The sequence below is a fragment of the Dryocola sp. LX212 genome, from assembly GCA_041504365.1.
Taxonomy (GTDB): Bacteria; Pseudomonadota; Gammaproteobacteria; order Enterobacterales; family Enterobacteriaceae; genus Dryocola.
On the sequence record CP167917.1, the window covers coordinates 3,765,562 to 3,790,515 of the forward strand.

Below are 24,954 nucleotides of genomic sequence, written 5' to 3' on the forward strand. Positions count from 1 at the left end.
GGCTGATTATGTCAGATACCATGACACTGCCTGCCGACAGCACAACCAGCAATCGCCGGATCCTGATCACCCTGTCGGTGATGCTGGCAACCATCATGCAGGCGCTGGACACTACAATAGCCAACGTTGCCCTGCCCCATATGCAGGGGGCGATGGGCGCGACACAGGACCAGACTTCCTGGGTGCTGACTTCCTATATCGTTGCGGCGGCGATTGCCATGCCGCTTACCGGCTTCGTCGCGGCAAAAATTGGCCGTAAACGCCTGTTCAGCTATTCGGTGGTGGGTTTTACCGTCGCGTCGATGCTTTGCGGCGCCGCGCAGTCGCTCGATCAAATTGTCGCTTTTCGTTTGTTGCAGGGGATTTTTGGCGCAAGCCTGGTGCCGCTCTCCCAGTCCGTTCTGCTGGATACCTGGCCGCCAGCCAAACATGGTTCGGCAATGGCAATGTGGGGGCTGGGCGTCATGGTCGGGCCGATTCTGGGGCCCTCTCTCGGCGGCTGGCTGACCGAATACTACAGCTGGCGCTGGGTGTTCTATATCAACATCCCTTTCGGCCTGCTGGCATGGCTGGGTATCGTTACCTTCGTTGCTGAAACGAAGTTAGACGCAAAGCGAAAATTTGATCTGGCTGGCTTCTTCCTGCTGAGCATTGCTATCGGTAGTCTGCAGCTGTTCCTTGACCGCGGGCAGTCAAAAGAGTGGTTTGCCAGCGGCGAAATCATCATTGAAGCAATACTTGCCGGGGCCGCATTTTATCTGTTTATCGCCCATATCATGACGGGCAAACGCCCTTTCATCGACCCGCATATTTTTAAAGATAAGAACTTTATCGTCGGCTTGCTGTTCAGCTTTATGATGGGGACGATCCTGATGGCTACAATGGCGCTGCTGCCACCGCTGCTTCAGGGACTGATGAACTATCCGGTCATTGATGTCGGGCTACTGATGACGCCGCGCGGTTTCGGCACTATGTTCAGCATGATGCTGGTCGGGCGCGTTGCTGGCAAGGTGGATATGCGCTACCTGATTGCGGTGGGCGTGCTCATCATGGCGCTGTCATTGTGGCAGATGACCCACTTCGATATGTCGATAAGCAAATGGGATATTATCAGTACCGGCATCGTACAGGGTGTAGGGATGGGCTTAACTTTTGTGCCGCTCTCCACGTTGACGTTCTCGACTCTGGCTCCGGGTTATCGGACAGAAGGCACTTCGCTGTATAGCCTCATTCGTAACATTGGCAGCAGCATCGGTATTTCGTTGATGACGACCTATCTTGCCCAGCAGAGCCAGCGCAATCACGCCGTGTTCTCGTCCTTTATCAATCCGTTTAACAAGGCGCTCCAGAACGCTATGCAGCACGGCATGTGGAACATTCACAGCCTCGGCGGACTGCTGGCGATCGATGGGGAAGTCACCCGCCAGGCGACAACCATGGCCTACTACCAGGACTTCCGCCTGATGATGTTTTTATGCTTTATTTTGCTGCCGCTGATCCTGCTCTTTTCTAAGCCGCAGCCGAAAACGGCGTAAAAAAAACGGGCCGCTATTGCGGCCCGCTTCAGTTCAGCTCAGAAATTACAGAACTGCTTTAGCCTGTTTCACCACGTTCTCAACGGTGAAACCAAACTCTTCAAACAGCTGCTCGGCCGGAGCAGACTCACCGAAGGTGGTCATGCCCACTACCGCGCCGTTCAGGCCAACGTATTTGTACCAGTAGTCAGCGATGCTGGCTTCGATAGCAACACGGGCCGCAACGGCTTTCGGCAGAACGGCTTCACGGTAGGCCGCATCCTGCTTGTCGAACGCATCGGTGGACGGCATGGAAACCACGCGCGCTTTGATGCCTTCCGCAGACAGCTGATCCCACGCTGCAACCGCCAGTTCAACTTCTGAACCGGTGGCAATCAGAATCAGTTCTGGCTGGCCTGCACAGTCTTTCAGCACGTAAGCACCGCGAGCAATATCCGCCAGCTGCTGCTCGGTACGATCCTGCTGCGCCAGGTTCTGACGGGAGAAGATCAGGGCAGTCGGGCCGTCTTGACGTTCAACGGCGTATTTCCACGCCACCGCAGATTCAACCTGGTCACACGGACGCCATGTGCTCATGTTTGGCGTCACGCGCAGGGCAGCAAGCTGCTCAACCGGCTGGTGAGTCGGGCCGTCTTCGCCCAGACCAATGGAGTCGTGGGTGTAAACCATCACCTGACGCTGTTTCATCAGGGCCGCCATACGCACCGCGTTACGGGCATATTCCACGAACATCAGGAAGGTAGAGGTGTACGGCAGGAAACCACCGTGCAGCGCGATACCGTTGGCAATCGCAGTCATACCGAATTCACGTACGCCGTAATGGATGTAGTTACCGGCTTTGTCTTCGTTGATTGCTTTAGAACCGGACCAGATAGTCAGGTTTGACGGTGCCAGGTCAGCAGAGCCGCCCAGGAATTCTGGCAGCAGATGGCCGAACGCTTCGATAGTGTTCTGGGACGCTTTACGGCTGGCAATTTTAGCCGGGTTAGCCTGCAGGTTCTTGATGAAATCCTGCGCTTTCGCAGCAAACTCAGCGGGCATATCGCCTTTCATACGACGCGTGAATTCAGCGGCTTCCTGCGGGAAGGCCTTCGCGTAAGCGGCAAACTTCTCGTTCCACGCGGCTTCTTTCGCCTGGCCTGCTTCTTTTGCATCCCACTGAGCGTAAATCTCAGACGGGATTTCAAACGGAGCGTGTTTCCAGCCAAGCTGCTCACGGGTCAGTGCGATTTCTGCGTCACCCAAAGGTGCACCGTGGGAGTCATGCGTGCCCGCTTTGTTCGGTGAACCGAAACCGATGATGGTTTTGCACATCAGCAGTGAAGGTTTGTTGGTAACCGCTTTCGCTTCTTCAACAGCGCGCTTAATGGCGTCTGCGTCGTGACCGTCTACGCCGCGCACTACGTGCCAGCCGTAGGCTTCAAAACGTTTAGCGGTATCGTCGGTGAACCAGCCTTCAACGTGGCCGTCGATGGAGATGCCGTTGTCATCGTAGAACGCAACCAGTTTACCCAGACCCAGGGTGCCCGCCAGCGAGCAGACTTCGTGGGAGATGCCTTCCATCATGCAGCCGTCGCCCATAAAGGTATAGGTGAAGTGGTCCACAATGTCGTGACCTGGACGGTTGAACTGCGCCGCCATGGTACGTTCAGCAATCGCCATACCTACCGCGTTCGCCACACCCTGCCCCAGCGGGCCAGTCGTGGTTTCAACACCGGCTGTGTAGCCCACTTCCGGGTGACCTGGAGTTTTGGAATGCAGCTGACGGAAGTTTTTCAGTTCTTCAATCGGCAGGTCATAACCGGTGAGGTGCAGCAGGCTGTATATCAGCATAGAGCCGTGGCCGTTGGACAGTACGAAGCGGTCGCGGTCCGCCCAGGCCGGGTTCTGCGGGTTATGGTTCAGGAAATCACGCCACAGGACTTCGGCAATGTCAGCCATGCCCATAGGGGCACCCGGGTGACCGGATTTGGCTTTCTGTACTGCGTCCATGCTGAGCGCACGAATAGCATTGGCAAGCTCTTTACGAGAGGACATTTTCACTCCAGATCGGATGGTTGAAGGTCACGCCTTGTTTTACGACTTGACTACTAAGCGTTATGGGCTACGCCCGAAAAGTGCCAACAATGTACCGTAAGCCGAAGGTCATGTACATGGAGCATCCTTTTGTCCAGGTAAGAAATCTCTGGATCCTGCTCGCATGTTGCGCAAGACGCTGCGCGTGTCCGGTTATCTTCTTTATACTGTGCTTTATCCGTCGCCAATTCCGGCGCGTTTTGCCCCTGGGCTGTTGAAATGAATAAAGGAAAACTGGCCATGAAGATGCGCCCTGTTATGTTAAGCCTGACGCTCGCCACGCTGCTGAGCGGCTGTCAGGGTATGGACTCCAACGGTCTGCTGAGCTCCGGCGCGGAAGCCTTCCAGGCCTACACGCTGAGCGATGCGCAAGTAAAGGAGCTGAGCGATAAATCCTGTGTCGAGCTGGACAGCAAAGCCACCATCGCTCCTGCGGGCAGCGACTACGCCAAACGCCTGACAAAAATCTCCAGCGCGCTGGGGGACAACATCAACGGCATGCCGGTGAACTACAAGGTGTACGTCACCAAAGACGTCAACGCCTTCGCCATGGCAAACGGCTGTATCCGGGTGTACAGCGGCCTGATGGACATGATGGACGATAACGAAGTGGAAGCGGTGATCGGCCACGAAATGGGTCACGTTGCGCTGGGCCACGTGAAGAAAGGGATGCAGGTTGCATTGGGCACCAACGCCGCACGAGTGGCAGCAGCTTCCGCTGGCGGGATGATCGGCAGCCTGTCGCAATCGCAGCTTGGCGATCTTGGCGAAAAACTGGTGAACGCGCAGTTCTCCCAGCGTCAGGAATCCGAAGCGGATGACTACTCTTACGATCTGCTAAGAAAACGAGGCATCAATCCGATTGGCCTGGCAACCAGCTTCGAGAAGCTGGCAAAACAGGAGGAAGGCCGTCAAAGCTCAATGCTGGATGACCACCCTGCTTCCGCCGAACGCGCCCAGCATATTCGCGACCGCATGACTGCGGATGGTTTGAAGTAATAAAAAACGGTGGATGGCGCTTGCGCTTATCCACCCTACTCTTGACCTGCGTAGGTCGGATAAGCGCAAGCGCCATCCGACACTACCACTTTACTCGCCTTTCTTAGCGGCCTGGATGTAAAGCATTTCCAGCGCCAGCGTCGCACCTGCCAGAGCGGTGATTTCGGACTGATCGTAGGCCGGAGCCACTTCCACAACGTCCATCCCGACAATGTTCAGGTCCTTCAGGCCGCGAACCAGCTTCAGAGCGCGGTCAGATGTCAGGCCACCGATAACCGGCGTGCCGGTGCCTGGTGCAAACGCCGGATCCAGACAGTCGATATCAAAAGTCAGATAGACCGGCATGTCACCTACGATCTGCTTAACCTGCGCCAGAATGTCATCCACGCTGCGGTCGTTAACCTGACCCGCGTCCAGCACGGTGAAACCGTTGTCTTTATCGAACTCTGTACGGATACCGATCTGCACGGAGTGGTTCGGGTCGATCAAACCTTCGTTTGGTGCGGTATAGAACATGGTGCCGTGGTCGAACTCGCAGCCGTTCGCATAGGTGTCGGTGTGGGCATCAAAATGCACCAGCGCCATTTTACCGAAGTGCTTTGCGTGCGCACGCAGCAGTGGCAGGGTGACGAAGTGGTCGCCACCGAAGGAGAGCATACGCTTACCGGCTGCCAGCAGCTTTTCAGCGTGGGCCTGCAGACGTTCGCTCATGTCACGCGCGTCGCCGAAAGCGTAAACCAGATCGCCGCAGTCCACGACGTTCAGACGTTCGCGCATATCGAAGTTCCACGGGAAGCGGTTGCCTTCCCAGGCAAGGTTAGTCGAAACCTGACGAATAGCCGCCGGGCCGTGGCGCCCGCCCGCACGGCCGGAGGTGGCCGCGTCAAAAGGAACGCCGGTGATAACCCAGTCTGCATCGCTGTCGTACGGCTGGAAGTTCAGCGGAAAACGTAAAAAACCAAAGGCGTTGGAGACCAGGGAGTTATCGTACTGATGGCCTAAGGTGCTCATTGTCTGTCCTCGCGGTGATGGTGTAATTTGCAAAAAAAATCCCTTTCGCGTCGTTAAACCCGACGAGAAAGGGACTGGATTAGTACCGAGAATGCTTATTGGTGCGGATTATCACCGCAATTTCATCCGGGTTCAATAGTGCGTAATTCATACGCAAAGTATAGAACAGGATCTTACTCGTCTTCTAAATACGTATAGCCATACAGACCAGCTTCGAACTCTTCGAGGAACTGCTGCTGGAGCGCGGCATCCAGATCGGTGTGCTTCACCTGATCGCGGAAGTGCGTCAGCAGCGTATCCGGGTCGAGCTGCACGTAGCGCAGCATATCCGCCACGGTATCGCCTTCGTCGGACAGCTCCACTTCAACGCTGCCGTCAGGGAAGACGAACACGTCAACCGCTTCGGTATCACCGAACAGGTTGTGCATGTTGCCGAGAATTTCCTGGTATGCCCCGACCATGAAGAAGCCCAGCAACGGCGGGTTATCCGCATCGTATTCCGGCATTGGCATGGTGGTCGCGATGCCGTCACCGTCGATGTAGTGATCGATAGCGCCGTCGGAGTCACAGGTGATATCCAACAGCACAGCGCGGCGCTCGGGAACCTGGTCCAGACCTTCCAGCGGCAGCACAGGGAACAGCTGGTCGATGCCCCAGGCATCCGGCATGGACTGGAACAGCGAGAAGTTGACGTAAATCTTATCCGCCATACGTTCCTGCAGCTCGTCGATGATCGGACGGTGCGCGCGGTTGCTTGGGTCAAGCAGACGCTGAATTTCGTTGCACATGCTCAGGTAAAGCTGCTCCGCCCAGGCACGCTCCTGCAGAGAATAGCCGCCTGATGCGTAGCCGGTGTGGATATCGTGCAGGTCGATCTGGCTGTCATGCAGCCATTCGCGCAGCGAGCGGCGGTTGTTCGGCTCGTGCATTTCGCCCCAGGTTTCCCACATGCTCTGTAGCGCGCGCGGAGCATCTTCAGCAGGTGCTTCAGGAACCGTGTATTCGTTGCGCTCAACGCCGATGATGTTGGATACCAGCACGGTGTGGTGAGCGGTAACCGCACGACCGGACTCGGTGATAACCGTAGGGTGCGGCAAACCGTGTTCTTCACACGCGTCGCCAATCGCCCAGATGATGTTATTCGCATATTCGTTCAGGCCGTAGTTGACCGAACAATCGGACTGGGAACGAGTCCCTTCGTAGTCCACGCCCAGACCACCGCCCACATCGAAGCACTCTATGTTGACGCCCATCTTGTGTAGCTCAACGTAGAAACGAGCAGATTCACGCACGCCGGTGGCGATGTCGCGAATATTAGCCATCTGCGAACCAAGGTGGAAGTGCAGCAGCTGCAGGCTGTCGATACGCCCCGCTTCACGCAGCATTTCTACCAACTGCAGAACCTGCGTAGCCGCCAGGCCAAACTTAGACTTTTCACCGCCGGAGGACTGCCATTTGCCGGAACCCTGCGAGGCCAGACGCGCACGTACGCCCAGACGAGGCACCACGTTCAGACGCTCGGCCTCTTCCAGCACGATGCGAATTTCGGACATCTTTTCGATGACCAGATAGACCTTGTGGCCCATCTTCTCGCCGATCAGCGCCAGGCGGATGTACTCGCGGTCTTTATAACCGTTACAGACAATAACCGAACGGGTCATGCCCGCATGGGCCAGAACGGCCATCAGTTCTGCTTTAGAGCCTGCTTCCAGGCCCAACGGCTCGCCGGAATGAATCAGGGTTTCAATCACACGACGGTGCTGGTTCACCTTTATCGGATAGACAAGGAAGTAATCACCTTTGTAGCCGTAGGATTCACGAGCACGTTTGAACGCGGCGTTAATAGAACGCAGGCGGTGCTGGAGGATCTGCGGGAAGCAGAAGAGCGCCGGCAGACGTTGCCCCTGGGCTTCCCGGGCTTTCACCAGCTCGGCAAGATCAACGCGCGCGTCGGGAACATCAGGATCCGGGCAGACGGTAATATGGCCCAGCTCGTTGACGTCGTAGTAGTTATTACCCCACCAGGCAATATTGTAAGTGCGCAGCATTTTGCTGGCTTCCTGGGAGCTCATAGCAACCTCCTGCATGGAGCGGTGTCCATCCTGCTCGCCCACTGACGAACCCGAAACAGAAGAGATTTTGTCAGACATGGCGAACCTCAAATTTAAACGAATGTGCAAAATAGTTGACTACTATCGCAGGGGTATCCCGCAATAACAACCCATTAACAGCGCGTAGCGGCAGCAGAAGACGCTGACAGACTGGCTGTGCGACCGGTTTCATTTTCATATTATTGTAAAACACGTTACCGAGCTCCGCAGGGCGGGTCGGCGAAACCACGAGAAAACTCTCATCAACGACAAGAGCGCCCTTGTTCGGGAATAACAGGCGTGACTAACCGGCCCGGCAATCCGTCGATGCGCCGAGATGGGTATAACATCGGCTGGGGTATAGCAAAGAGATGCAAGCAGCGAGGGGCATGGCCACACCAGACAGGCGCGCCAGATTTTGGGAATTAAAGCGGTTTTTCAATCGTATCACCTCCACGCACCCCGTTAGGTATGCGACAAGCCAAAGCTAAAAATTAGTGCTCAACCCGGCTGGAAGTGGGCAACACAAAATGTGTGCTTAGTGAATGAGCCGCGCGCGCCGCTTTATACCCACAACTGGCCGAAAAAGCAAAATATAAATGTAGGTTATGCAGGCCGTCATGAAAAATTGCCAGTTCGCTTTCACCATTAGTGTGATCAATTCGAAAAATCACTGGCAATCTGTTTAAGGGTTAACCTAAAATGGACGTCCAGATGTTAATCCATCTATACTGATTAACTGTTAGACTGCCTGTCATTCAATCTACGGCGAAACCCCACACTATCAGCACAACGTTCTGATACGGGAGCCATTCGGCAGCGGTCTATACTAACCGAATTCTCTTTAGGGTGAAGAAAACATGGCTAAACACCTCTTTACGTCCGAGTCCGTATCAGAAGGGCATCCCGATAAAATCGCTGACCAAATCTCCGATGCGGTGCTTGATGCAATCCTCGAGCAGGATCCAAAAGCTCGCGTAGCGTGTGAAACCTACGTCAAAACCGGCATGGTGCTGGTTGGCGGCGAAATCACCACCAGTGCCTGGGTTGATATCGAAGAGATCACCCGTAAAACGGTGCGCGAAATCGGCTATGTGCATTCTGATATGGGCTTTGACGCCAACTCTTGCGCCGTTCTGAGCGCGATTGGCAAGCAGTCTCCGGACATCAACCAGGGCGTTGATCGCATCGATCCGCTGGAGCAAGGCGCAGGCGACCAGGGCCTGATGTTTGGCTATGCTACCAACGAAACCGACGTGCTGATGCCGGCGCCAATCACTTACGCCCACCGTCTGGTTCAGCGCCAGGCAGAAGTGCGAAAGAACGGCTCGCTGCCCTGGCTGCGCCCGGACGCAAAAAGCCAGATCACCTTCCAGTATGACGACGGCAAAATCGTGGGTATCGATGCGGTTGTGCTGTCCACCCAGCATTCTGAAGACGTTGAGCTGAAAACCCTCCAGGAAGCGGTGATGGAAGAGATCATCAAGCCGGTTCTGCCAGCAGAGTGGCTGAATGCCTCCACGAAATACCATATTAACCCGACAGGCCGTTTTGTTATCGGTGGTCCAATGGGCGACTGCGGTCTGACCGGACGTAAAATCATCGTTGATACCTACGGCGGCATGGCTCGTCACGGCGGTGGCGCTTTCTCCGGTAAAGATCCATCAAAAGTGGACCGCTCTGCGGCGTACGCCGCGCGTTACGTTGCGAAAAACATCGTTGCCGCAGGCCTGGCAGACCGCTGCGAAATCCAGGTTTCTTACGCCATCGGCGTGGCTGAGCCAACTTCGATCATGGTTGAAACCTTCGGCACCGAGAAAATCTCTACCGAACAGCTGACCCTGCTGGTGCGCGAGTTTTTCGACCTGCGTCCATACGGCCTGATCCAGATGCTGGATCTGCTGCACCCAATCTACAAAGAAACCGCGGCATACGGCCACTTTGGTCGCGAGCATTTCCCATGGGAAAAAACCGACAAGGCCGCCCTGTTGCGTGAAGCCGCTGGCCTGAAATAATCCGCTACGGTTTACTCCTCTGAAGGCCAGTTAAGCTGGCCTTTTGTCTTTCCGCCTGTTCAACCCCCCTCATTCCTGCCGCTGGGCTATACTTTGCGTTAAACGCTCAAAAAACGGCCCATGAAAGCGATTACATGACACATTCGTCGCCTTGTCATTCAGAGCTTTCTGCCTTTTTGCGCCATTTGCTTCGTTTGTTACAGCCCATTTCAGATTCGACTGAAAAAGCGGCAATTAGCTTGCCGTCTTTGCTCTTAATGCTATGTTTTACCTAAATTTGTACTTCTGACAGATTTTGACATTAGTGTAACCGATTACACTAATGTGATTACTATCACACAAATTTACGTAACGCTAACCTACCCTTAACAGCGATAAATCAGATAACCCAACCGGAGGGCGTTATGCCTGACACTAATAAGAAACACCGGACATCGAACAAAAGTATGACCTTTTTTGTTTGCTTCCTCGCAGCGCTGGCAGGCTTACTGTTTGGCCTGGACATTGGCGTCATCGCCGGTGCCCTGCCGTTCATTGCTAAAGATTTTCAGATTACCGCACATCAGCAGGAGTGGGTGGTCAGCTCGATGATGTTCGGTGCCGCCGTCGGCGCCGTCGGCAGCGGCTGGCTCTCTTTCCGTCTCGGGCGCAAATACAGCCTGATGATTGGCGCCGTGCTGTTTGTCGCAGGCTCACTGTGCTCCGCCTTCTCGCCTAACCCGGAAGTATTGATTATCTCCCGTGTGCTGCTGGGCCTGGCCGTAGGCGTCGCCTCCTACACCGCTCCGCTTTATCTCTCTGAGATTGCCCCGGAGAAAATCCGTGGCAGCATGATCTCCATGTACCAGCTGATGATCACCATCGGTATTCTCGGTGCCTACCTTTCGGATACCGCTTTCAGCTACAGCGGCTCGTGGCGCTGGATGCTGGGCGTGATCACTATTCCAGCCCTGATTTTGCTGGTTGGCGTCTTCTTCCTGCCGGACAGCCCGCGCTGGTTCGCCGCCAAACGCCGCTTCCACGACGCCGAACGCGTGCTGCTGCGCCTGCGTGACAGCAGCGCCGAAGCGAAGCGTGAGCTGGAAGAGATCCGCGAAAGCCTGCAGATTAAGCAGAGCGGCTGGTCACTGTTCCGCAGCAACAGCAACTTCCGCCGTGCCGTTTTCCTGGGCGTGCTTTTACAGGTGATGCAGCAGTTCACCGGCATGAACGTCATCATGTATTACGCGCCAAAAATCTTTGAGATTGCAGGCTTTACCAACACCACCCAGCAGATGTGGGGGACGGTTATCGTCGGCTTAATCAACGTGCTGGCAACCTTTATTGCCATTGGGCTGGTTGACCGCTGGGGCCGCAAGCCTACGCTGGTGCTGGGCTTCCTGGTGATGGCCGCCGGTATGGGTATCCTCGGCACAATGCTGCACATCGGCATCCACTCCCAGGGCGCGCAGTATTTCGCCGTGGCGATGCTGCTGATGTTTATCGTTGGTTTTGCGATGAGCGCCGGTCCGCTGATTTGGGTGCTGTGTTCCGAAATCCAGCCCCTTAAAGGCCGTGATTTTGGTATCACCTGCTCTACCACGACCAACTGGATTGCCAACATGATCGTCGGCGCAACGTTCCTGACCATGCTCAACACGCTGGGCAACGCGAATACCTTCTGGGTTTACGCGGGTCTGAACGTCTTCTTCATCCTGCTGACTATCTGGCTGGTTCCGGAAACCAAACACGTTTCCCTGGAGCACATCGAACGTAACCTGATGAAAGGTCGTCCGTTACGTCAAATTGGCGCCCACGACTAAATTGCAAAAGGCCTCTCTCCGCTGGAGAGGGGCTTGCACCCTGCCCTGTCCCATTCTATTCTCTGCCGTTATGAAATCCCCTCGACTCCCCATCGCCATTCAGCAGGCCGTTATGCGCAGCCTGCGCGACAAGCTCCAGCAGGCCAATCTGCACCTGGGCCGCAGCTACCCTGAACCAAAGCTCGTCTACCAGCAGCGCGGCACCGCCGCCGGAACAGCGTGGATGGAAAGCTACGAAATACGTCTTAACCCCGTGCTGCTGATGGAAAACCAGCAGGCTTTTATTGAAGAGGTCGTGCCGCATGAACTGGCGCACCTGCTGGTCTGGAAGCATTTTGGCCGCGTCGCTCCCCACGGCAAAGAGTGGAAATGGATGATGGAAAGCGTGATGGGCGTTCCCGCTCGCCGCACGCACCAGTTTGAGGTGCAGTCCGTGCGCCACAACACCTTCCCCTACCGTTGCCGCTGTCAGCTGCATCAGCTGACCGTTCGCCGTCATAACAGAGTGCTGCGCGGCGAATCCGAATACCGCTGTGTGCACTGCGGCGACCTGCTCAAGGCAGACGTTACAACGCCCTGTATTTAAAAATGATCGCCTTAAAACTTCCGAATAGTTCCGATTGAAACTGGATAAATCCTCAGGTAGTGTGCGGGCCTGTTTTAGTCAGGATCCTGAAAATGTCCCGCAAATATCTTCTGGCTGTTGCAGTTGTTGCAGCCCTCTTCCCTTATCCCGCGCTGAGTTCCGGTATCAACAGCTTCTCGCAGGCCAAAGCCGCCGGAGCAAAACTCAACGCTGACGCGCCAGGTACGTTCTACTGCGGCTGCAAAATTAACTGGCAGGGTAAAAAAGGCCTGCCGGATCTCGAATCGTGCGGCTATAAAGTGCGTAAAAATGAAAACCGCGCGTCGCGTATCGAATGGGAACACGTTGTTCCGGCCTGGCAGTTTGGCCACCAGCGCCAGTGCTGGCAGGACGGCGGCAGGAAGAACTGCATCAAAGACCCGGTCTACCGCAGGATGGAAAGCGATATGCACAACCTGCAGCCCGCCATCGGGGAAGTGAACGGCGACCGCAATAACTTTATGTACAGCCAGTGGAACGGTGGCGAAGGCCAGTATGGTCAGTGCACAATGAAAATCGACTTTAAGGGAAAAGCCGCCGAGCCGCCCGCTCGCGCCAGGGGAGCTATCGCCCGTACTTATTTCTATATGCGCGACCAGTATCAGCTCAAACTTTCCCGCCAGCAGACCCAGCTATTTGAAGCATGGGATAAATCTTACCCCGTCAGCGCATGGGAGTGCGAACGCGACAAACGCATTGCGAAAATCCAGGGCAATCATAACCCTTATGTGCTGCGGGCTTGCCAGGCACAAAACAGCTAACCTACACTAGCGGCAATTGTTTAACTGCGCGCCGACTTCTCCCTCTCCCTCAGGGAGAGGGCCGGGGTGAGGGTTGTATAGACTGCAACGCCCTCACCCTCTCCCCCTGGAGAGGGGATAAATCAGAGCTCGCCTTTGCATTCGGATTATATAAACCATGCGTATTCCCCGCATTCACCACCCGGAGTTAATCACCGCAGGCCACGAAGTGGCACTCAGCGAAGATGCCGCCAACCATGTGGGCCGCGTGCTGCGCATGGGTGCAGGCCAGGCCATTCAGCTATTTGACGGCAGCAACCAGGTCTTTGACGCCGAAATTGTGCAGGCCGATAAGAAAAGCGTGCGTGTGAAGGTGCTTGCCGCCGCCACCGACGACCGGGAATCCCCTTTGCATCTTCATCTTGGCCAGGTCATGTCCCGCGGCGAAAAAATGGAGTTCACCATTCAGAAGGCCGTTGAGCTTGGCGTAAACGTGATTACCCCTTTGTTTTCCGAACGCTGTGGCGTAAAACTGGATGCCGAACGCCTGAACAAAAAGCTTCAGCAATGGCGAAAAATTGCCGTAGCTGCCTGCGAACAATGTGGACGCAACGTGGTGCCGGAAATCCGCCCGGCGATGGATCTTAAAGCGTGGTGCGCCGAAGAAGACAACAGCCTGAAGCTCAATCTTCATCCCCGTGCCAGCGCCAGCATCAATACCCTACCCCAACCGGTGGAGCGAGTTCGCCTGCTGATTGGCCCGGAGGGCGGTTTAACGGCAGAAGAAATTGCCATGACCGCAGAACATCAATTTACTGATATTCTGTTGGGACCTCGCGTTCTGCGTACTGAGACTACCGCGCTCACCGCCATTACCGCACTGCAGGTGCGCTTTGGCGATCTGGGCTAAAGGAGAAGAAGAATGATCAAGCTCGGCATCGTGATGGACCCCATCGCAAGTATCAACATCAAAAAAGACTCAAGCTTTGCCATGCTGCTGGAAGCGCAGCGTCGCGGCTATGAGCTGCACTACATGGAAATGGCCGATCTGTATCTGATCAACGGCGAAGCGCGCGCGCGGACCCGTCTGGTCTCCGTCGAGCAGAACTATGAAAAATGGTACGATTTCAGCAGCGAGCAGGACATAGCCCTGGCCGACCTGAACGTTGTGCTGATGCGTAAAGATCCGCCGTTCGACACCGAATTTATCTACGCCACCTACATTCTTGAGCGCGCCGAAGAACAGGGCACGCTGATCGTCAATAAACCGCAGAGCCTGCGCGACTGTAACGAAAAGCTTTTCACCGCCTGGTTTGCGGACCTGACCCCGGAAACGCTGGTCACCCGCAATAAGGCGCAGCTGAAGGCCTTCTGGCAAAAGCACGGCGATATCATTATGAAGCCGCTGGACGGCATGGGCGGCACCTCCATCTTCCGCGTGAAGGAAGGCGACCCGAACCTGGGCGTAATTGCCGAAACGCTCACCGAGCTGGGCAACCGCTACTGCATGGCGCAGAACTACCTACCGGCTATTGTTGACGGCGACAAGCGCGTTCTGGTTGTTGACGGCGAACCCGTACCGTACTGCCTGGCCCGTGTCCCGCAGGGCGGCGAAACGCGCGGCAACCTGGCCGCCGGTGGCCGTGGTGAACCTCGTCCGTTAACCGACAGCGACTGGGAAATAGCCCGCCGCGTTGGGCCGACGCTGAAGGCTAAGGGGCTGATTTTTGTTGGTCTCGACATCATCGGTGACCGCCTGACCGAGATTAACGTCACCAGCCCAACCTGCATTCGTGAAATCGAAGCGGCGTTTCCGGTATCCATCACCGGTATGCTGTTCGACGCAATTGAAGCACGCCTCGCAAAATAGTCCTCCGGGCGGGCCTGGCCCGCTCAATAATGGTAAACTGTGCATTCTTTGCGCGCCCCTTGCCGCTTTTCAACCGGGAACAGACTCTCTGATAATGAATTTACAGCATCACTTTCTCATTGCCATGCCGGCTCTACAGGACCCGCTTTTTAAGCGTGCCGTCGTCTATATCTGTGAATACAACGAAGAGGGTGCGATGGGGATCATTATCAATAAGCCCCTTGAGAACCTTAAGGTCGAAGGTGTGCTGCAGAAACTAAAGATCGACCCCGATCCACGTGACCCGGCTATCCGTCTGGATAAACCCGTGTTTATCGGCGGCCCGCTGGCGGAAGACCGTGGATTTATCCTGCACACCCCCCCGGATGCTTTTGCTTCCAGCATTCGTATCTCCGACGATACGGTGATCACCACCTCCCGCGACGTGCTGGAAACCATCGGTACGCCGAATCAGCCTCAGGACGTCATCGTGGCGCTGGGCTACTCCTCCTGGGAGAAAGGCCAGCTCGAGCAGGAAATCCTTGATAACGCCTGGCTCACGGCCCCAGCAGATGCCGCAATCTTATTCCATACCCCCATTGCTGATCGCTGGCGAGAAGCCGCAAAGCTTATCGGCGTGGATATTCTGACAATGCCAGGCGATGCGGGGCACGCGTAATGAGCAGTGGAACGCTGTTAGGTTTTGACTTCGGCACCAAAAGTATCGGCGTTGCCGTTGGCCAGCGCATTACGGGCACCGCCCGCCCGCTCAGCGCGCTGAAGGCGCAGGACGGCACGCCGGACTGGAACGCGATAGAAAAAATCCTGAAAGAGTGGCAGCCGGACGAGGTGATAGTCGGCCTGCCCCTTAACATGGACGGTACCGAGCAGCCGCTTACCGCCCGCGCCCGGAAATTCGCCAACCGCCTGCATGGCCGTTTCGGCGTGAAGGTATCGCTACAGGATGAACGCCTGAGCACGGTAGAAGCCCGCGCGGGCCTGTTTGAACAGGGTGGATTCCGCGCGCTGAACAAAGGCAGCATCGACTCAGCTTCCGCGGTCATCATTCTTGAAAGCTGGTTTGACTATCATCCCTGATTTGTCGCGCTGCCGGACGTGCCGTTAACCTTTGCTGGTTAGCCCATGCCTGGCGGCAACGGCCTGAAAATGGCTACGATCGCGGTAGCCTGATGCAGGCTGCTTCACGTGGTTATCAATGCGTTCAATAAAAACATCTGGCAAAGAGATATTGATGCACTGTGGTTTGCTCTCCGCAAACACACCAGAGAAAAATTTTTACTCATCCTGAATTCTCCCTTCCGCCCGCAGCAATGCTTCATGCTGCGCAAAGCACTGCATGCCATGCTGTTGCCCGGTCTGAAGCAGGCCCGGTAGCTGATGGGTTTTACCTTCACGGATAAGGTTCGCCACCGCCGGGGTATTCACCATTAGCTCAAACAGTGCCACGCGGCCCCCTTCCGAAGAGGATACAAGCTTCTGGGCGAGTACGGCTTTGAGGCTGCCAGCCAGCTGGCTGCGAATATGATTTTTCTCTTCTGCTGGGAAGACATCCACCAGCCTTTCGACGGCCTGGGCCGCCCCCCGCGTGTGAAGCGTCGCCAGCACCAGATGGCCCGTTTCCGCCGCCGTTAACGCCAGGCGAATAGTTTCGCTGTCCCTCAACTCGCCCAGCATAATCACATCTGGATCTTCGCGTAGTGCACCCCGCAAACCTGCGGCAAATGAGCAGCAATGTTCCCCCACCTCCCGCTGCTGAATCAGGCATTTTGCCGGGCGGTGGACAAACTCGATGGGGTCTTCCAGCGTCAGGATATGCCCGTCAAAATGCTGGTTGAGATACCCGACCATAGCGGCAAGCGTAGTGGACTTGCCGCTGCCGGTCGCGCCGGTGACCAGGATAAGGCCGTCCGGCATCTGTAGCAGTGAAGGGACGATCGGCGGAACGCCTGAAGCCGCCAGTTCAGGACATTGCGTAGCGAGCAGACGCAAGGCGAGTGAACAACCGTAACGCTGGCGAAAAGCATTCGCGCGCAGGCGGAGCCCACAAGCAGACGTGACGGCAAAATCAAGCTGCCCGCTCTCTTCCAGCTCCTTTTGCTGCGGCGGCGTCAGCCACTGCGCCAGCAGCGCTTCAGGCTGCGGGGCGGTGGCGGGACAGGGTTCAAGCCGCCCCTGTTTTCGCCAGCGTGCAGATTGCCCCGTACACAGGTGTAGATCGGAGACGTTATGCTTTACACTAAGGGCCAAAATTTCTTCGATATCCATATCATTCCCAGCTTATGAACGAGATAGCGAACAACCTGACACAGGTTAAAGACAAAATCTCGGCGGCAGCCGTGCGCTGCGGCCGTTCTCCAGAAGAAGTTACTTTGCTTGCAGTAAGCAAAACAAAACCTGCGAGCGCCCTCGCAGAAGCAGTTGAAGCCGGGCAGCGTGCTTTTGGCGAAAACTACGTGCAGGAAGGCGTGGATAAAATCCGTTACTTTGCAGAGCTGGGCAAAGAGCCGCTGACGTGGCACTTTATCGGCCCGCTGCAGTCGAACAAAAGCCGTCTGGTGGCAGAGCATTTTGACTGGTGCCACACGGTGGACAGGCTGAAAATCGCCGCGCGCCTGAACGAACAGCGCCCGGAGGGAATGCCGCCGCTTAACGTCCTGATTCAGATTAATATCAGCGACGAGAACAGCAAATCCGGCATCGCCCTGAGCGAGCTTGATGCGCTGGCGGAAGCGATAGCCGCGCTGCCGAATCTGACATTACGCGGTTTAATGGCGATCCCGGCACCTGAACCTGATTACGAGCGTCAGTTCGCCGTCTGTAAGCAGATGGCGGCGGCGTTCGAATCGTTAAAAAGCCGTTTTGCAACGGTAGACACTTTATCTCTTGGCATGACCGATGACATGGATGCCGCGATCGCCGCTGGTAGCACCATGGTGCGCATTGGAACCGCTATTTTCGGCGCGCGGGATTACCCTGCTCGTTAATCATCATAATTATTGAGGAACGCCATGCTGACGTTGACTTTCCTGGTCAAAACGCTGATTGAACTGTACGTGATGGTGCTGCTGATCCGCATCTGGATGCAGTGGTCGCGCTGTGACTTTTACAACCCGTTCGCGCAGTTTATCGTTAAAATTACCCAGCCGATTGTCGGCCCGCTGCGCCGCGTCATTCCGTCCATTGGGCCGATAGATACCTCTTCGCTGCTGGTCGCGTTTATTCTCACCACGCTGAAATACCCGATTCTGCTGCTGATTCAGGTTGGGGCGCTGTCTCTTGACCCGATGAACCTGCTGGTCGGCCTGCTTTCGCTGCTGAAATCTGCCGGGACGCTGGTGTTCTGGGTAATCATCATCCGCTCGCTGATGAGCTGGATAAGCCAGGGCCGCAGCCCGATTGAATACGTGCTGATGCAGCTGACCGAGCCGATGATGGCGCCGATCCGCCGAGTGCTCCCCGCGATGGGCGGCATTGATTTCTCCGCGATGGTCGTCATTTTGATCCTTTATGCCCTGAACTATCTCGGCATGGATCTGTTCCCGGGGCTCTGGTTCCTGCTGTGAGTGCAGTAAGCCAGACCACCGACGGGCTGGTTTTGCGGCTGTATATTCAGCCGAAAGCCAGCCGGGACAGCATTGTCGGGCTGCATGGCGACGAGCTAAAAGTCGCCATCACCGCCCCACCGGTAGACGGCAAAGCCAATGCCCACCTGGTGAAGTATCTGGCAAAGCTGTTTCGCGTTGCCAAAGGCCAGGTGCTGGTAGAAAAGGGCGAGCTTGGCCGCCATAAGCAAATCAAGATTATCGACCCGCAACAAATCCCGACTGAAGTCGCGGCATTGCTCGAATAACAGGATCCCACTATGCAAAAAGTTGTCCTCGCTACCGGTAACGCCGGTAAAGTGCGTGAACTCGCCGATCTGCTTCAGGATTTTGGTCTGGACGTCGTCGCACAAACTGAACTGGGCGTAGAATCTGCCGAAGAGACGGGCCTGACGTTCATCGAAAATGCCATTCTGAAAGCGCGCCATGCCGCGCAGGTCACCGGACTGCCAGCCCTTGCCGATGACTCTGGTCTGGCCGTGGACGTGCTGGGCGGCGCGCCGGGTATTTACTCCGCCCGCTATGCCGGTGAAGATGCCACTGACCAGCAAAACCTTGAGAAGCTGCTTGCTACACTAAAAGATGTCCCGGACGAGCAGCGTAAGGCGAAGTTCCACTGCGTGCTGGTCTATATGCGCCACGCGGAAGACCCGACGCCGCTGGTGTTCCACGGCAGCTGGGCGGGCGTCATCACCCGCGAGGCCGCAGGCGCAGGCGGCTTTGGTTATGATCCGATCTTCTTTGTCCCCACCGAGGGCAAAACCGCCGCGGAGCTAACCCGCGACGAGAAACGCGCAATATCCCACCGTGGGCAGGCGCTGAAACTGTTACTGGAAGCAATGAAAAATGGCTGATTTGCCGCCGCTGAGCCTCTATATTCACATCCCGTGGTGCGTGCAGAAGTGCCCCTACTGTGACTTCAACTCCCACGCGCTGAAGGGCGACGTGCCGCACGATGAGTACGTCAGCCACCTACTGCGCGACCTTGCAGTCGACGCGCCTCTGGCGCAGGGTCGTGAAATAAAGACCATCTTTATCGGCGGCGGTACGCCGAGCCTGCTCTCCAGCGAAGCAATGCAAAACCTGCTCGACGGCGTTCGTGCCTGCCTGCCGCTGGCAGCGGATGCGGAAATTACCATGGAAGCGAACCCCGGCACCGTCGAAGCAGACCGCTTTGTGGGCTACCAGCGCGCGGGCGTAAACCGTATTTCAATCGGCGTGCAGAGCTTTAGCGAACCGAAGCTCAAGCGCCTGGGCCGTATCCATGACTCTGGCGAGGCGAAACGCGCGGCGAATCTGGCGAGTGGCCTTGGCCTGCGTAGTTTTAACCTGGATTTGATGCACGGCCTGCCGGACCAGACGCTGGAAGAGGCGCTGGACGATCTTCGCCAGGCCATTGAGCTCAATCCACCGCATCTTTCCTGGTATCAGCTGACCATAGAGCCGAATACGCTGTTCAGCTCGCGTCCGCCCAAGCTGCCGGACGACGACGCGCTGTGGGATATCTTCGAGCAGGGCGACAGGCTGCTGACCGCTGCGGGCTATCAGCAGTACGAAACCTCTGCCTATGCGAAGCCGGGCTACCAGTGCCAGCACAACCTGAACTACTGGCGCTTTGGGGATTATCTGGGCATCGGCTGCGGCGCGCACGGTAAAGTGACTTTCCCGGACGGGCGCATTCTGCGGACCGCAAAAACACGGCATCCGCGTGGCTACATGGAAGGGAAGTACATGGACCGCCAGCACGACGTGAAACAGGCCGACAAGCCGTTCGAGTTCTTCATGAACCGCTTCCGCCTGCTGGAAGCCGCGCCGCGCAAAGAGTTCACGCTTTATACAGGTCTGGATGAGTCCGTGATTCGCCCGCAGCTCGACGAGGCGATGGCGAAGGATTATCTGGTGGAGACGGCGGAAACCTGGCAGATAACCGAGCATGGGAAGCTGTTTCTTAATTCCCTGCTGGAGATCTTCCTGGCCGAGTAAAGCCAGCGGCAAATGACGCTGGCGCTTTTCCACCCTATGCCATCATCGGCTAGCGTGGAAAAGCGTCGCGTCTTCCAGCTCCTACTTCAGCGTCTCAACCAGCCCTTTACGCTGGCCTTCCAGCGTGACCACTTTGCTGCACACGTCGCGGCCAAACTGTTCGAAATCTTTCTGCTGATTGTTCCACTCGTTCTGGATCGCGGTTTGCAGGCCGCCCAGGCTACCCAGCACCCCCTGTAGCGGGTTGCCGCCGCCTTTGAGTACGGCTTTCGCGCCCATCTCGTTGATGCTGTCCTGCAGGATGCCGCCCATCGCCTGATTCACCAGCTGCTGGCCATCGGCGCGCACCTGATCAATCGCTTTATAGTGGAAGGTCAATCCGTCCTGACGCTGCTCGATTATACGGTTCATCTGCTCTTTGAGCTGGGCATCCAGCTTGGTCAGACGACCGCGCATGTTGCTGCTTTCGCCCATTTCTTTGGTGATGATTTTGTCCAGTGCCACGCGTCCTTTTTCTACGCGGGTCAGCGCGCCGTTGTTGATCCACGGTAGATCGGTACGCAGTGCCTGTTGATACTTAACGGCCAGCTGGCGCTGGGTCGCATTCAGGGTTTGTTGCTTACCGTTAAACTGCAGGCTGCCGTCCGGCGCAATCACCATGTTGCCGTTCTCGCCCACGACCTGCACGGTCTGCGGATTAATCACCACATCGTCCTTCGGCGTGACGCTGCATTTATAGTCGGCCTGCGCCTGCATCGCGGTCAGCAGCAGCACGCCCATCAGAGCCTTACGAATCATAGTTACTCCTGAAAAAAAGGGCCGGTTTGCACCAGCCCCTGTACTCTGAATCAATCCCACCAGACGTCGAACAGGTCGCTGGTGCGAACATCTTCCAGCTTCTGCTCTTCCAGCCATTTACGCACCAGCGCCTGGTGCTCTTCGGTGCATTTACCGATTTCCTGCATGCAGATGAGCCCATCCCACGCCAGGTGACCGCCGCCGTCAAAGGCCAGGCCATTTTTATCGATCACATCATTAATAAACGCATCGACGGTTTTATCGATTTGTTCTTCTGAGGTCCCTTCCGGGAAGCGCCATGCAACGGAGAACCCCAGCTCCTGGAATTCGTCGATGTGCATTTTCTTACGCAGACGACGGCTACGATTTTTTGCCATTATTTTACCCTCTCGAACATTAAGTCCCATACGCCGTGGCCAAGACGATGGCCACGCTGTTCAAATTTGGTCACCGGCCGTGAATCCGGGCGCGGTACGTAGTCGTTACTCTCCGACTGGTTCTTGTACCCGTCGAGGGAGGACATCACTTCGAGCATATGTTCAGCATAAGGTTCCCAGTCGGTCGCCATATGGAACACGCCGCCCAGCTTCAGCTTACGTTTCACCAGCTCGGCAAAAGGCACCTGAACGATACGGCGTTTATTATGACGTGCTTTGTGCCACGGATCCGGGAAAAAGAGCTGAACCATGGTTAAAGAATTGTCAGGAATCATGTTTTCCAGCACTTCTACCGCATCGTGGCACATAACGCGCAGGTTCTCGACCCCTTCTTCATGCGCCGTGCTCAGGCAGGCACCCACGCCAGGTGAGTGAACCTCAATGCCGAGGAAATTCTGTTCCGGCTTCGCCTGGGCCATTGCCACAAGCGACGTGCCCATCCCGAAACCAATCTCCAGCGTGACCGGCGCTTCGCGGCCAAACAGCGCGGCAAAGTCGGCTGGTGCAGATTCATATTCAACGCCCATCACCGGCCAGTAATTCTCCAGCGCGTACTCCTGGCCTTTAGTCAGACGGCCCTGGCGGCGTACAAAGCTGCGGATCCGGCGCAGCGCGCGGCCTTCTTCATTAAATTCCGGTGAGATGACGTCGTTTTTCATGATGCTCTGACTTTAGTTAGTGTTCGGGAAACGGGCATTATCCAAAGTTAATGCCCAGAAGCAAGCAGATGTACGGGAAAGTTCCGGTTTACAGCCCTCCGCTCTCTGTGCTGGAATCGGCACCCTGATTTCATCCATTGCCGGAAGATCCGCGTTGACGATACAAGCACCGCAGTTTGCCCACCAGGTTCTGGACTGGTATCACCAGTTCGGGCGCAAGACCCTGCCGTGGCAGCAGGAGAAAACGCCTTATAAAGTATGGCTCTCAGAGGTGATGCTGCAACAAACTCAGGTTGCGACCGTCATTCCTTACTTTGAGCGTTTTATGGCGAAGTTCCCGACCGTGACCGATCTGGCTAACGCCCCGCTGGATGAAGTTCTGCATCTGTGGACTGGCCTGGGCTACTACGCCCGCGCCCGCAACCTGCATAAGGCAGCGCAAAGAGTGGCAAACGAGCACGGCGGCGTTTTCCCGGAAACCTTTGAAGAGGTTGCCGATTTACCTGGCGTCGGGCGTTCAACTGCGGGAGCGATCCTCTCCCTTTCCCTTGGCAAGCACTTCCCGATTCTTGACGGCAACGTTAAGCGCGTGCTGGCCCGCTGCTATGCGGTAGCTGGCTGGCCGGGTAAGAAGGACGTCGAGAAACAGCTGTGGGAAATAAGCGGAAACGTCACCCCGGCGGAAGGCGTGAGCCAGTTTAACCAGGCGATGATGGACCTGGGCGCCATGGTCTGCACCCGTTCAAAACCAAAATGCGAACTTTGCCCGCTCAGCAACGGCTGCGTGGCCTATGCCAATAACAGCTGGGCAAGCTATCCCGGTAAAAAACCTAAGGTGACCCTGCCCGAGCGCACCGGCTATATGCTGATGATGCAGCACGAGCAGAGCATCCTTCTGGTCCAGCGCCCGGCCGTTGGTTTATGGGGTGGACTGTACTGCTTCCCGCAGTTCGCCACCGAACAAGAACTCCGCGACTGGCTGGCGCAAAAGGGGATGGCCGCAGATAATCTCACGCAGTTAACCTCTTTCCGCCATACTTTCAGCCATTTCCACCTGGATATTGTGCCAATGTGGCTGCCTGTGTCCTCATTCACCGGGTGCATGGATGAAGGCATCGCTCTCTGGTATAACTTAGCGCAGCCACCCTCAGTGGGCCTTGCCGCCCCCGTGGAAAGACTGTTAAAGCAATTACACGCCGAGCCGGTGGTGATCAAAACCGCCCGCGCGTTTGAAGAGGAAGAATAATGAGCCGCACAATTTTTTGTACCTACCTGCAACGCGAGGCCGAAGGCCAGGATTTCCAGCTTTATCCGGGCGAGCTGGGCAAGCGCATCTATAACGAAATCTCCAAAGAAGCCTGGGCGCTGTGGCAGGCCAAGCAAACCATGCTGATCAACGAGCGCAAGATGAGCATGATGAACCCGGAGCACCGCAAAGAGCTGGAAGCTGAGATGGTCAACTTCCTGTTCGAGGGCAAAGAAGTCCATATTGAAGGCTTCACGCCGCCGGAAAAATAAAACCAAAGGGCCGAATGCGGCCCTTTTGCAATCCACGACACGCAAAACGCATACACGGAACGATGAAAAAAATTCTAGCGCTAGCCCTTATTGCCCCACTGCTCGTCTCGTGTTCGAGCAAAAAAGAAGATACCTACAACGAAGCCTTTGTGAAGGACACGAACGGCTTTGATATTTTGATGGGCCAGTTTGCCAACAACATCGAAAACATCTGGGGGATAAAAGAGGTTCTGATCGCCGGTCCGAAGGATTACGTCAAATATACCGATCAGTATCTGACCCGTAGCCACATCAACTTCGATGACGGTACGATCACTATTGAAACCATCGCCGGTACCGACCCCGCGGGCCACCTGCGTCAGGCAATCATCAACACCCTGCTGATGGGCGACGATCCGGCCTCGGTCGACCTCTATTCCGACGCCAACGACGTGCAGATTTCGAAAATGCCGTTCCTGTACGGCCAGGTTGTTGACCAGAACGGCCAGGCGATTCGCTGGCAGGGTCGCGCGTCTAAATTTGCTGATTACCTGCTGCAAAACCGCCTGAAGAGCCGCAGCACCGGGCTGAAAATCGTTTATAGCGTTACGATCAACCTCGTGCCGAACCACCTCGATAAGCGTGCCCATAAATACATTGGCATGGTGCGAAAAGCCTCTAAGAAATATGGCGTGGACGAGTCGCTGATCCTGGCGATTATGCAAACCGAATCGAGCTTTAACCCGTATGCGGTAAGCCACGCGGATGCGCTGGGCCTGATGCAGGTTGTGCAGCACAGCGCGGGCGTGGACGTGTTTAAATCACAGGGGAAATGGGGCAAACCAAGCCGCAGCTTCCTGTTCGACCCGGAAAGCAACATCGATACCGGTACGGCCTACCTGGCCATATTGCAGGATACCTACCTGGGCGGCATTGATAACCCGACATCACGTCGCTATGCGGTCATCACAGCGTACAACGGCGGAGCGGGCAGCGTGCTGCGCGTGTTTAACAGCGATAAGCAGCGGGCGTTCAGCATCATCAACAGCATGGCTGCGGACGATGTTTACCAGACGCTGACCACGCGCCACCCTTCCGCAGAGTCCCGGCGTTATCTTTATAAGGTGAATACTGCCCAGAAGAGTTACCGCAGGCGGTAATTATTGGCCCTCGCCCCGGCCCTCTCCCTGAAAGGGAGAGGGTTAGGGTGAGGGG

Annotated in this window: 26 protein-coding genes; 18 read left to right on the plus strand and 8 right to left on the minus strand. The window is 56.1% G+C overall.

The window, feature by feature from the left end; all coding sequences use genetic code 11:
* The first annotated feature begins 8 nt into the window (after positions 1–8).
* On the plus strand, positions 9–1,535 hold the full coding sequence (locus tag ACA108_18095) for a DHA2 family efflux MFS transporter permease subunit (GenBank protein ID XEX95233.1): 1,527 nt from the start codon (positions 9–11) through the stop codon (positions 1,533–1,535).
* Positions 1,536–1,580: 45 nt separating this feature from the next.
* On the opposite strand, the gene tkt is transcribed toward ACA108_18095, so the two are convergent.
* The gene (gene tkt, locus ACA108_18100; protein ID XEX95234.1) at positions 1,581–3,572 is read right to left on the minus strand and encodes a transketolase; all 1,992 of its coding nucleotides are present in this window, start codon (positions 3,570–3,572) and stop codon (positions 1,581–1,583) included.
* 279 nt (positions 3,573–3,851) lie between these two features.
* Between tkt and ACA108_18105 the strand changes: the two genes are divergently transcribed.
* Positions 3,852–4,610, plus strand: coding sequence for a M48 family metallopeptidase (locus tag ACA108_18105; GenBank protein ID XEX98155.1), 759 nt, complete (start codon positions 3,852–3,854; stop codon positions 4,608–4,610).
* 90 nt (positions 4,611–4,700) lie between these two features.
* On the opposite strand, the gene speB is transcribed toward ACA108_18105, so the two are convergent.
* From speB to yqgB, 3 genes are all read right to left on the minus strand, one after another.
* Positions 4,701–5,621, minus strand: coding sequence for an agmatinase (speB, locus tag ACA108_18110; protein ID XEX95235.1), 921 nt, complete (start codon positions 5,619–5,621; stop codon positions 4,701–4,703).
* A 173-nt stretch (positions 5,622–5,794) separates the two neighbouring features.
* Positions 5,795–7,771, minus strand: coding sequence for a biosynthetic arginine decarboxylase (gene speA / locus ACA108_18115; protein ID XEX95236.1), 1,977 nt, complete (start codon positions 7,769–7,771; stop codon positions 5,795–5,797).
* On the minus strand, positions 7,764–7,910 hold the full coding sequence (yqgB, locus tag ACA108_18120; protein ID XEX98156.1) for an acid stress response protein YqgB: 147 nt from the start codon (positions 7,908–7,910) through the stop codon (positions 7,764–7,766). The genes speA and yqgB overlap by 8 nt, the downstream gene beginning before the upstream one ends.
* A 661-nt stretch (positions 7,911–8,571) precedes the next feature.
* Between yqgB and metK the strand changes: the two genes are divergently transcribed.
* The 8 genes from metK to ruvX all read left to right on the plus strand — a co-directional run bounded on the left by metK (position 8,572) and on the right by ruvX (position 15,840).
* Positions 8,572–9,726 (plus strand): methionine adenosyltransferase, encoded by a 1,155-nt coding sequence (gene metK, locus ACA108_18125; protein XEX95237.1) that lies wholly within the window; start codon positions 8,572–8,574, stop codon positions 9,724–9,726.
* A gap of 404 nt (positions 9,727–10,130) precedes the next feature.
* Positions 10,131–11,528: a sugar porter family MFS transporter gene (locus ACA108_18130; protein ID XEX95238.1), complete on the plus strand. Its 1,398-nt coding sequence runs from the start codon at positions 10,131–10,133 to the stop codon at positions 11,526–11,528.
* Positions 11,529–11,598: 70 nt separating this feature from the next.
* Positions 11,599–12,114 carry a SprT family zinc-dependent metalloprotease gene (locus ACA108_18135; GenBank protein XEX95239.1) on the plus strand — a complete coding sequence of 172 codons (516 nt, stop codon included), beginning with the start codon at positions 11,599–11,601 and terminating at the stop codon, positions 12,112–12,114.
* A 92-nt stretch (positions 12,115–12,206) separates the two neighbouring features.
* A complete protein-coding gene (gene endA, locus ACA108_18140; GenBank protein XEX95240.1) occupies positions 12,207–12,914 on the plus strand; it encodes a deoxyribonuclease I in 708 nt (235 codons plus the stop codon).
* 157 nt (positions 12,915–13,071) lie between these two features.
* A complete protein-coding gene (rsmE, locus tag ACA108_18145) occupies positions 13,072–13,803 on the plus strand; it encodes a 16S rRNA (uracil(1498)-N(3))-methyltransferase (protein XEX95241.1) in 732 nt (243 codons plus the stop codon).
* A 12-nt stretch (positions 13,804–13,815) separates the two neighbouring features.
* Positions 13,816–14,763, plus strand: coding sequence for a glutathione synthase (gene gshB, locus ACA108_18150; protein ID XEX95242.1), 948 nt, complete (start codon positions 13,816–13,818; stop codon positions 14,761–14,763).
* A 94-nt stretch (positions 14,764–14,857) separates the two neighbouring features.
* Positions 14,858–15,421 carry a YqgE/AlgH family protein gene (locus tag ACA108_18155; protein ID XEX95243.1) on the plus strand — a complete coding sequence of 188 codons (564 nt, stop codon included), beginning with the start codon at positions 14,858–14,860 and terminating at the stop codon, positions 15,419–15,421.
* Positions 15,421–15,840 (plus strand): Holliday junction resolvase RuvX, encoded by a 420-nt coding sequence (ruvX, locus tag ACA108_18160; protein XEX95244.1) that lies wholly within the window; start codon positions 15,421–15,423, stop codon positions 15,838–15,840. The genes ACA108_18155 and ruvX overlap by 1 nt, the downstream gene beginning before the upstream one ends.
* Before the next feature lie 198 nt (positions 15,841–16,038).
* Here the strand turns inward: ruvX and ACA108_18165 are convergent, their stop codons facing one another.
* Positions 16,039–17,028 carry a type IV pilus twitching motility protein PilT gene (locus ACA108_18165; GenBank protein XEX95245.1) on the minus strand — a complete coding sequence of 330 codons (990 nt, stop codon included), beginning with the start codon at positions 17,026–17,028 and terminating at the stop codon, positions 16,039–16,041.
* A 14-nt stretch (positions 17,029–17,042) separates the two neighbouring features.
* Between ACA108_18165 and ACA108_18170 the strand changes: the two genes are divergently transcribed.
* From ACA108_18170 to hemW, 5 genes are read left to right on the plus strand one after another with little or no spacing between them, the layout of a single operon-like run.
* A complete protein-coding gene (locus ACA108_18170; protein ID XEX95246.1) occupies positions 17,043–17,747 on the plus strand; it encodes a YggS family pyridoxal phosphate-dependent enzyme in 705 nt (234 codons plus the stop codon).
* A gap of 24 nt (positions 17,748–17,771) precedes the next feature.
* A complete protein-coding gene (locus ACA108_18175) occupies positions 17,772–18,326 on the plus strand; it encodes a YggT family protein (GenBank protein XEX95247.1) in 555 nt (184 codons plus the stop codon).
* Positions 18,323–18,613, plus strand: coding sequence for a DUF167 family protein YggU (yggU, locus tag ACA108_18180; GenBank protein XEX95248.1), 291 nt, complete (start codon positions 18,323–18,325; stop codon positions 18,611–18,613). Before ACA108_18175 ends, yggU begins: the two co-directional genes overlap by 4 nt.
* A 12-nt stretch (positions 18,614–18,625) precedes the next feature.
* Complete coding sequence (locus ACA108_18185) at positions 18,626–19,219, plus strand: XTP/dITP diphosphatase (GenBank protein ID XEX95249.1); 594 nt, start codon at positions 18,626–18,628, stop codon at positions 19,217–19,219.
* The gene (gene hemW / locus ACA108_18190) at positions 19,212–20,348 is read left to right on the plus strand and encodes a radical SAM family heme chaperone HemW (GenBank protein XEX95250.1); all 1,137 of its coding nucleotides are present in this window, start codon (positions 19,212–19,214) and stop codon (positions 20,346–20,348) included. Before ACA108_18185 ends, hemW begins: the two co-directional genes overlap by 8 nt.
* 81 nt (positions 20,349–20,429) lie before the next feature.
* On the opposite strand, the gene ACA108_18195 is transcribed toward hemW, so the two are convergent.
* From ACA108_18195 to trmB, 3 genes are read right to left on the minus strand one after another with little or no spacing between them, the layout of a single operon-like run.
* Positions 20,430–21,146, minus strand: a complete 717-nt coding sequence (locus ACA108_18195; protein ID XEX95251.1) for a DUF2884 domain-containing protein — start codon at positions 21,144–21,146, stop codon at positions 20,430–20,432.
* Positions 21,147–21,196: 50 nt separating this feature from the next.
* Positions 21,197–21,523: a YggL family protein gene (locus ACA108_18200; protein ID XEX95252.1), complete on the minus strand. Its 327-nt coding sequence runs from the start codon at positions 21,521–21,523 to the stop codon at positions 21,197–21,199.
* Positions 21,523–22,242 (minus strand): tRNA (guanosine(46)-N7)-methyltransferase TrmB, encoded by a 720-nt coding sequence (trmB, locus tag ACA108_18205; protein ID XEX95253.1) that lies wholly within the window; start codon positions 22,240–22,242, stop codon positions 21,523–21,525. Before trmB ends, ACA108_18200 begins: the two co-directional genes overlap by 1 nt.
* A 160-nt stretch (positions 22,243–22,402) precedes the next feature.
* Between trmB and mutY the strand changes: the two genes are divergently transcribed.
* From mutY to mltC, 3 genes are all read left to right on the plus strand, one after another.
* Positions 22,403–23,488: an A/G-specific adenine glycosylase gene (gene mutY, locus ACA108_18210; GenBank protein ID XEX98157.1), complete on the plus strand. Its 1,086-nt coding sequence runs from the start codon at positions 22,403–22,405 to the stop codon at positions 23,486–23,488.
* Positions 23,488–23,760 carry an oxidative damage protection protein gene (locus ACA108_18215; GenBank protein XEX95254.1) on the plus strand — a complete coding sequence of 91 codons (273 nt, stop codon included), beginning with the start codon at positions 23,488–23,490 and terminating at the stop codon, positions 23,758–23,760. The genes mutY and ACA108_18215 overlap by 1 nt, the downstream gene beginning before the upstream one ends.
* Before the next feature lie 62 nt (positions 23,761–23,822).
* Positions 23,823–24,899, plus strand: a complete 1,077-nt coding sequence (mltC, locus tag ACA108_18220; GenBank protein ID XEX95255.1) for a membrane-bound lytic murein transglycosylase MltC — start codon at positions 23,823–23,825, stop codon at positions 24,897–24,899.
* Positions 24,900–24,954 lie beyond the last annotated feature (55 nt).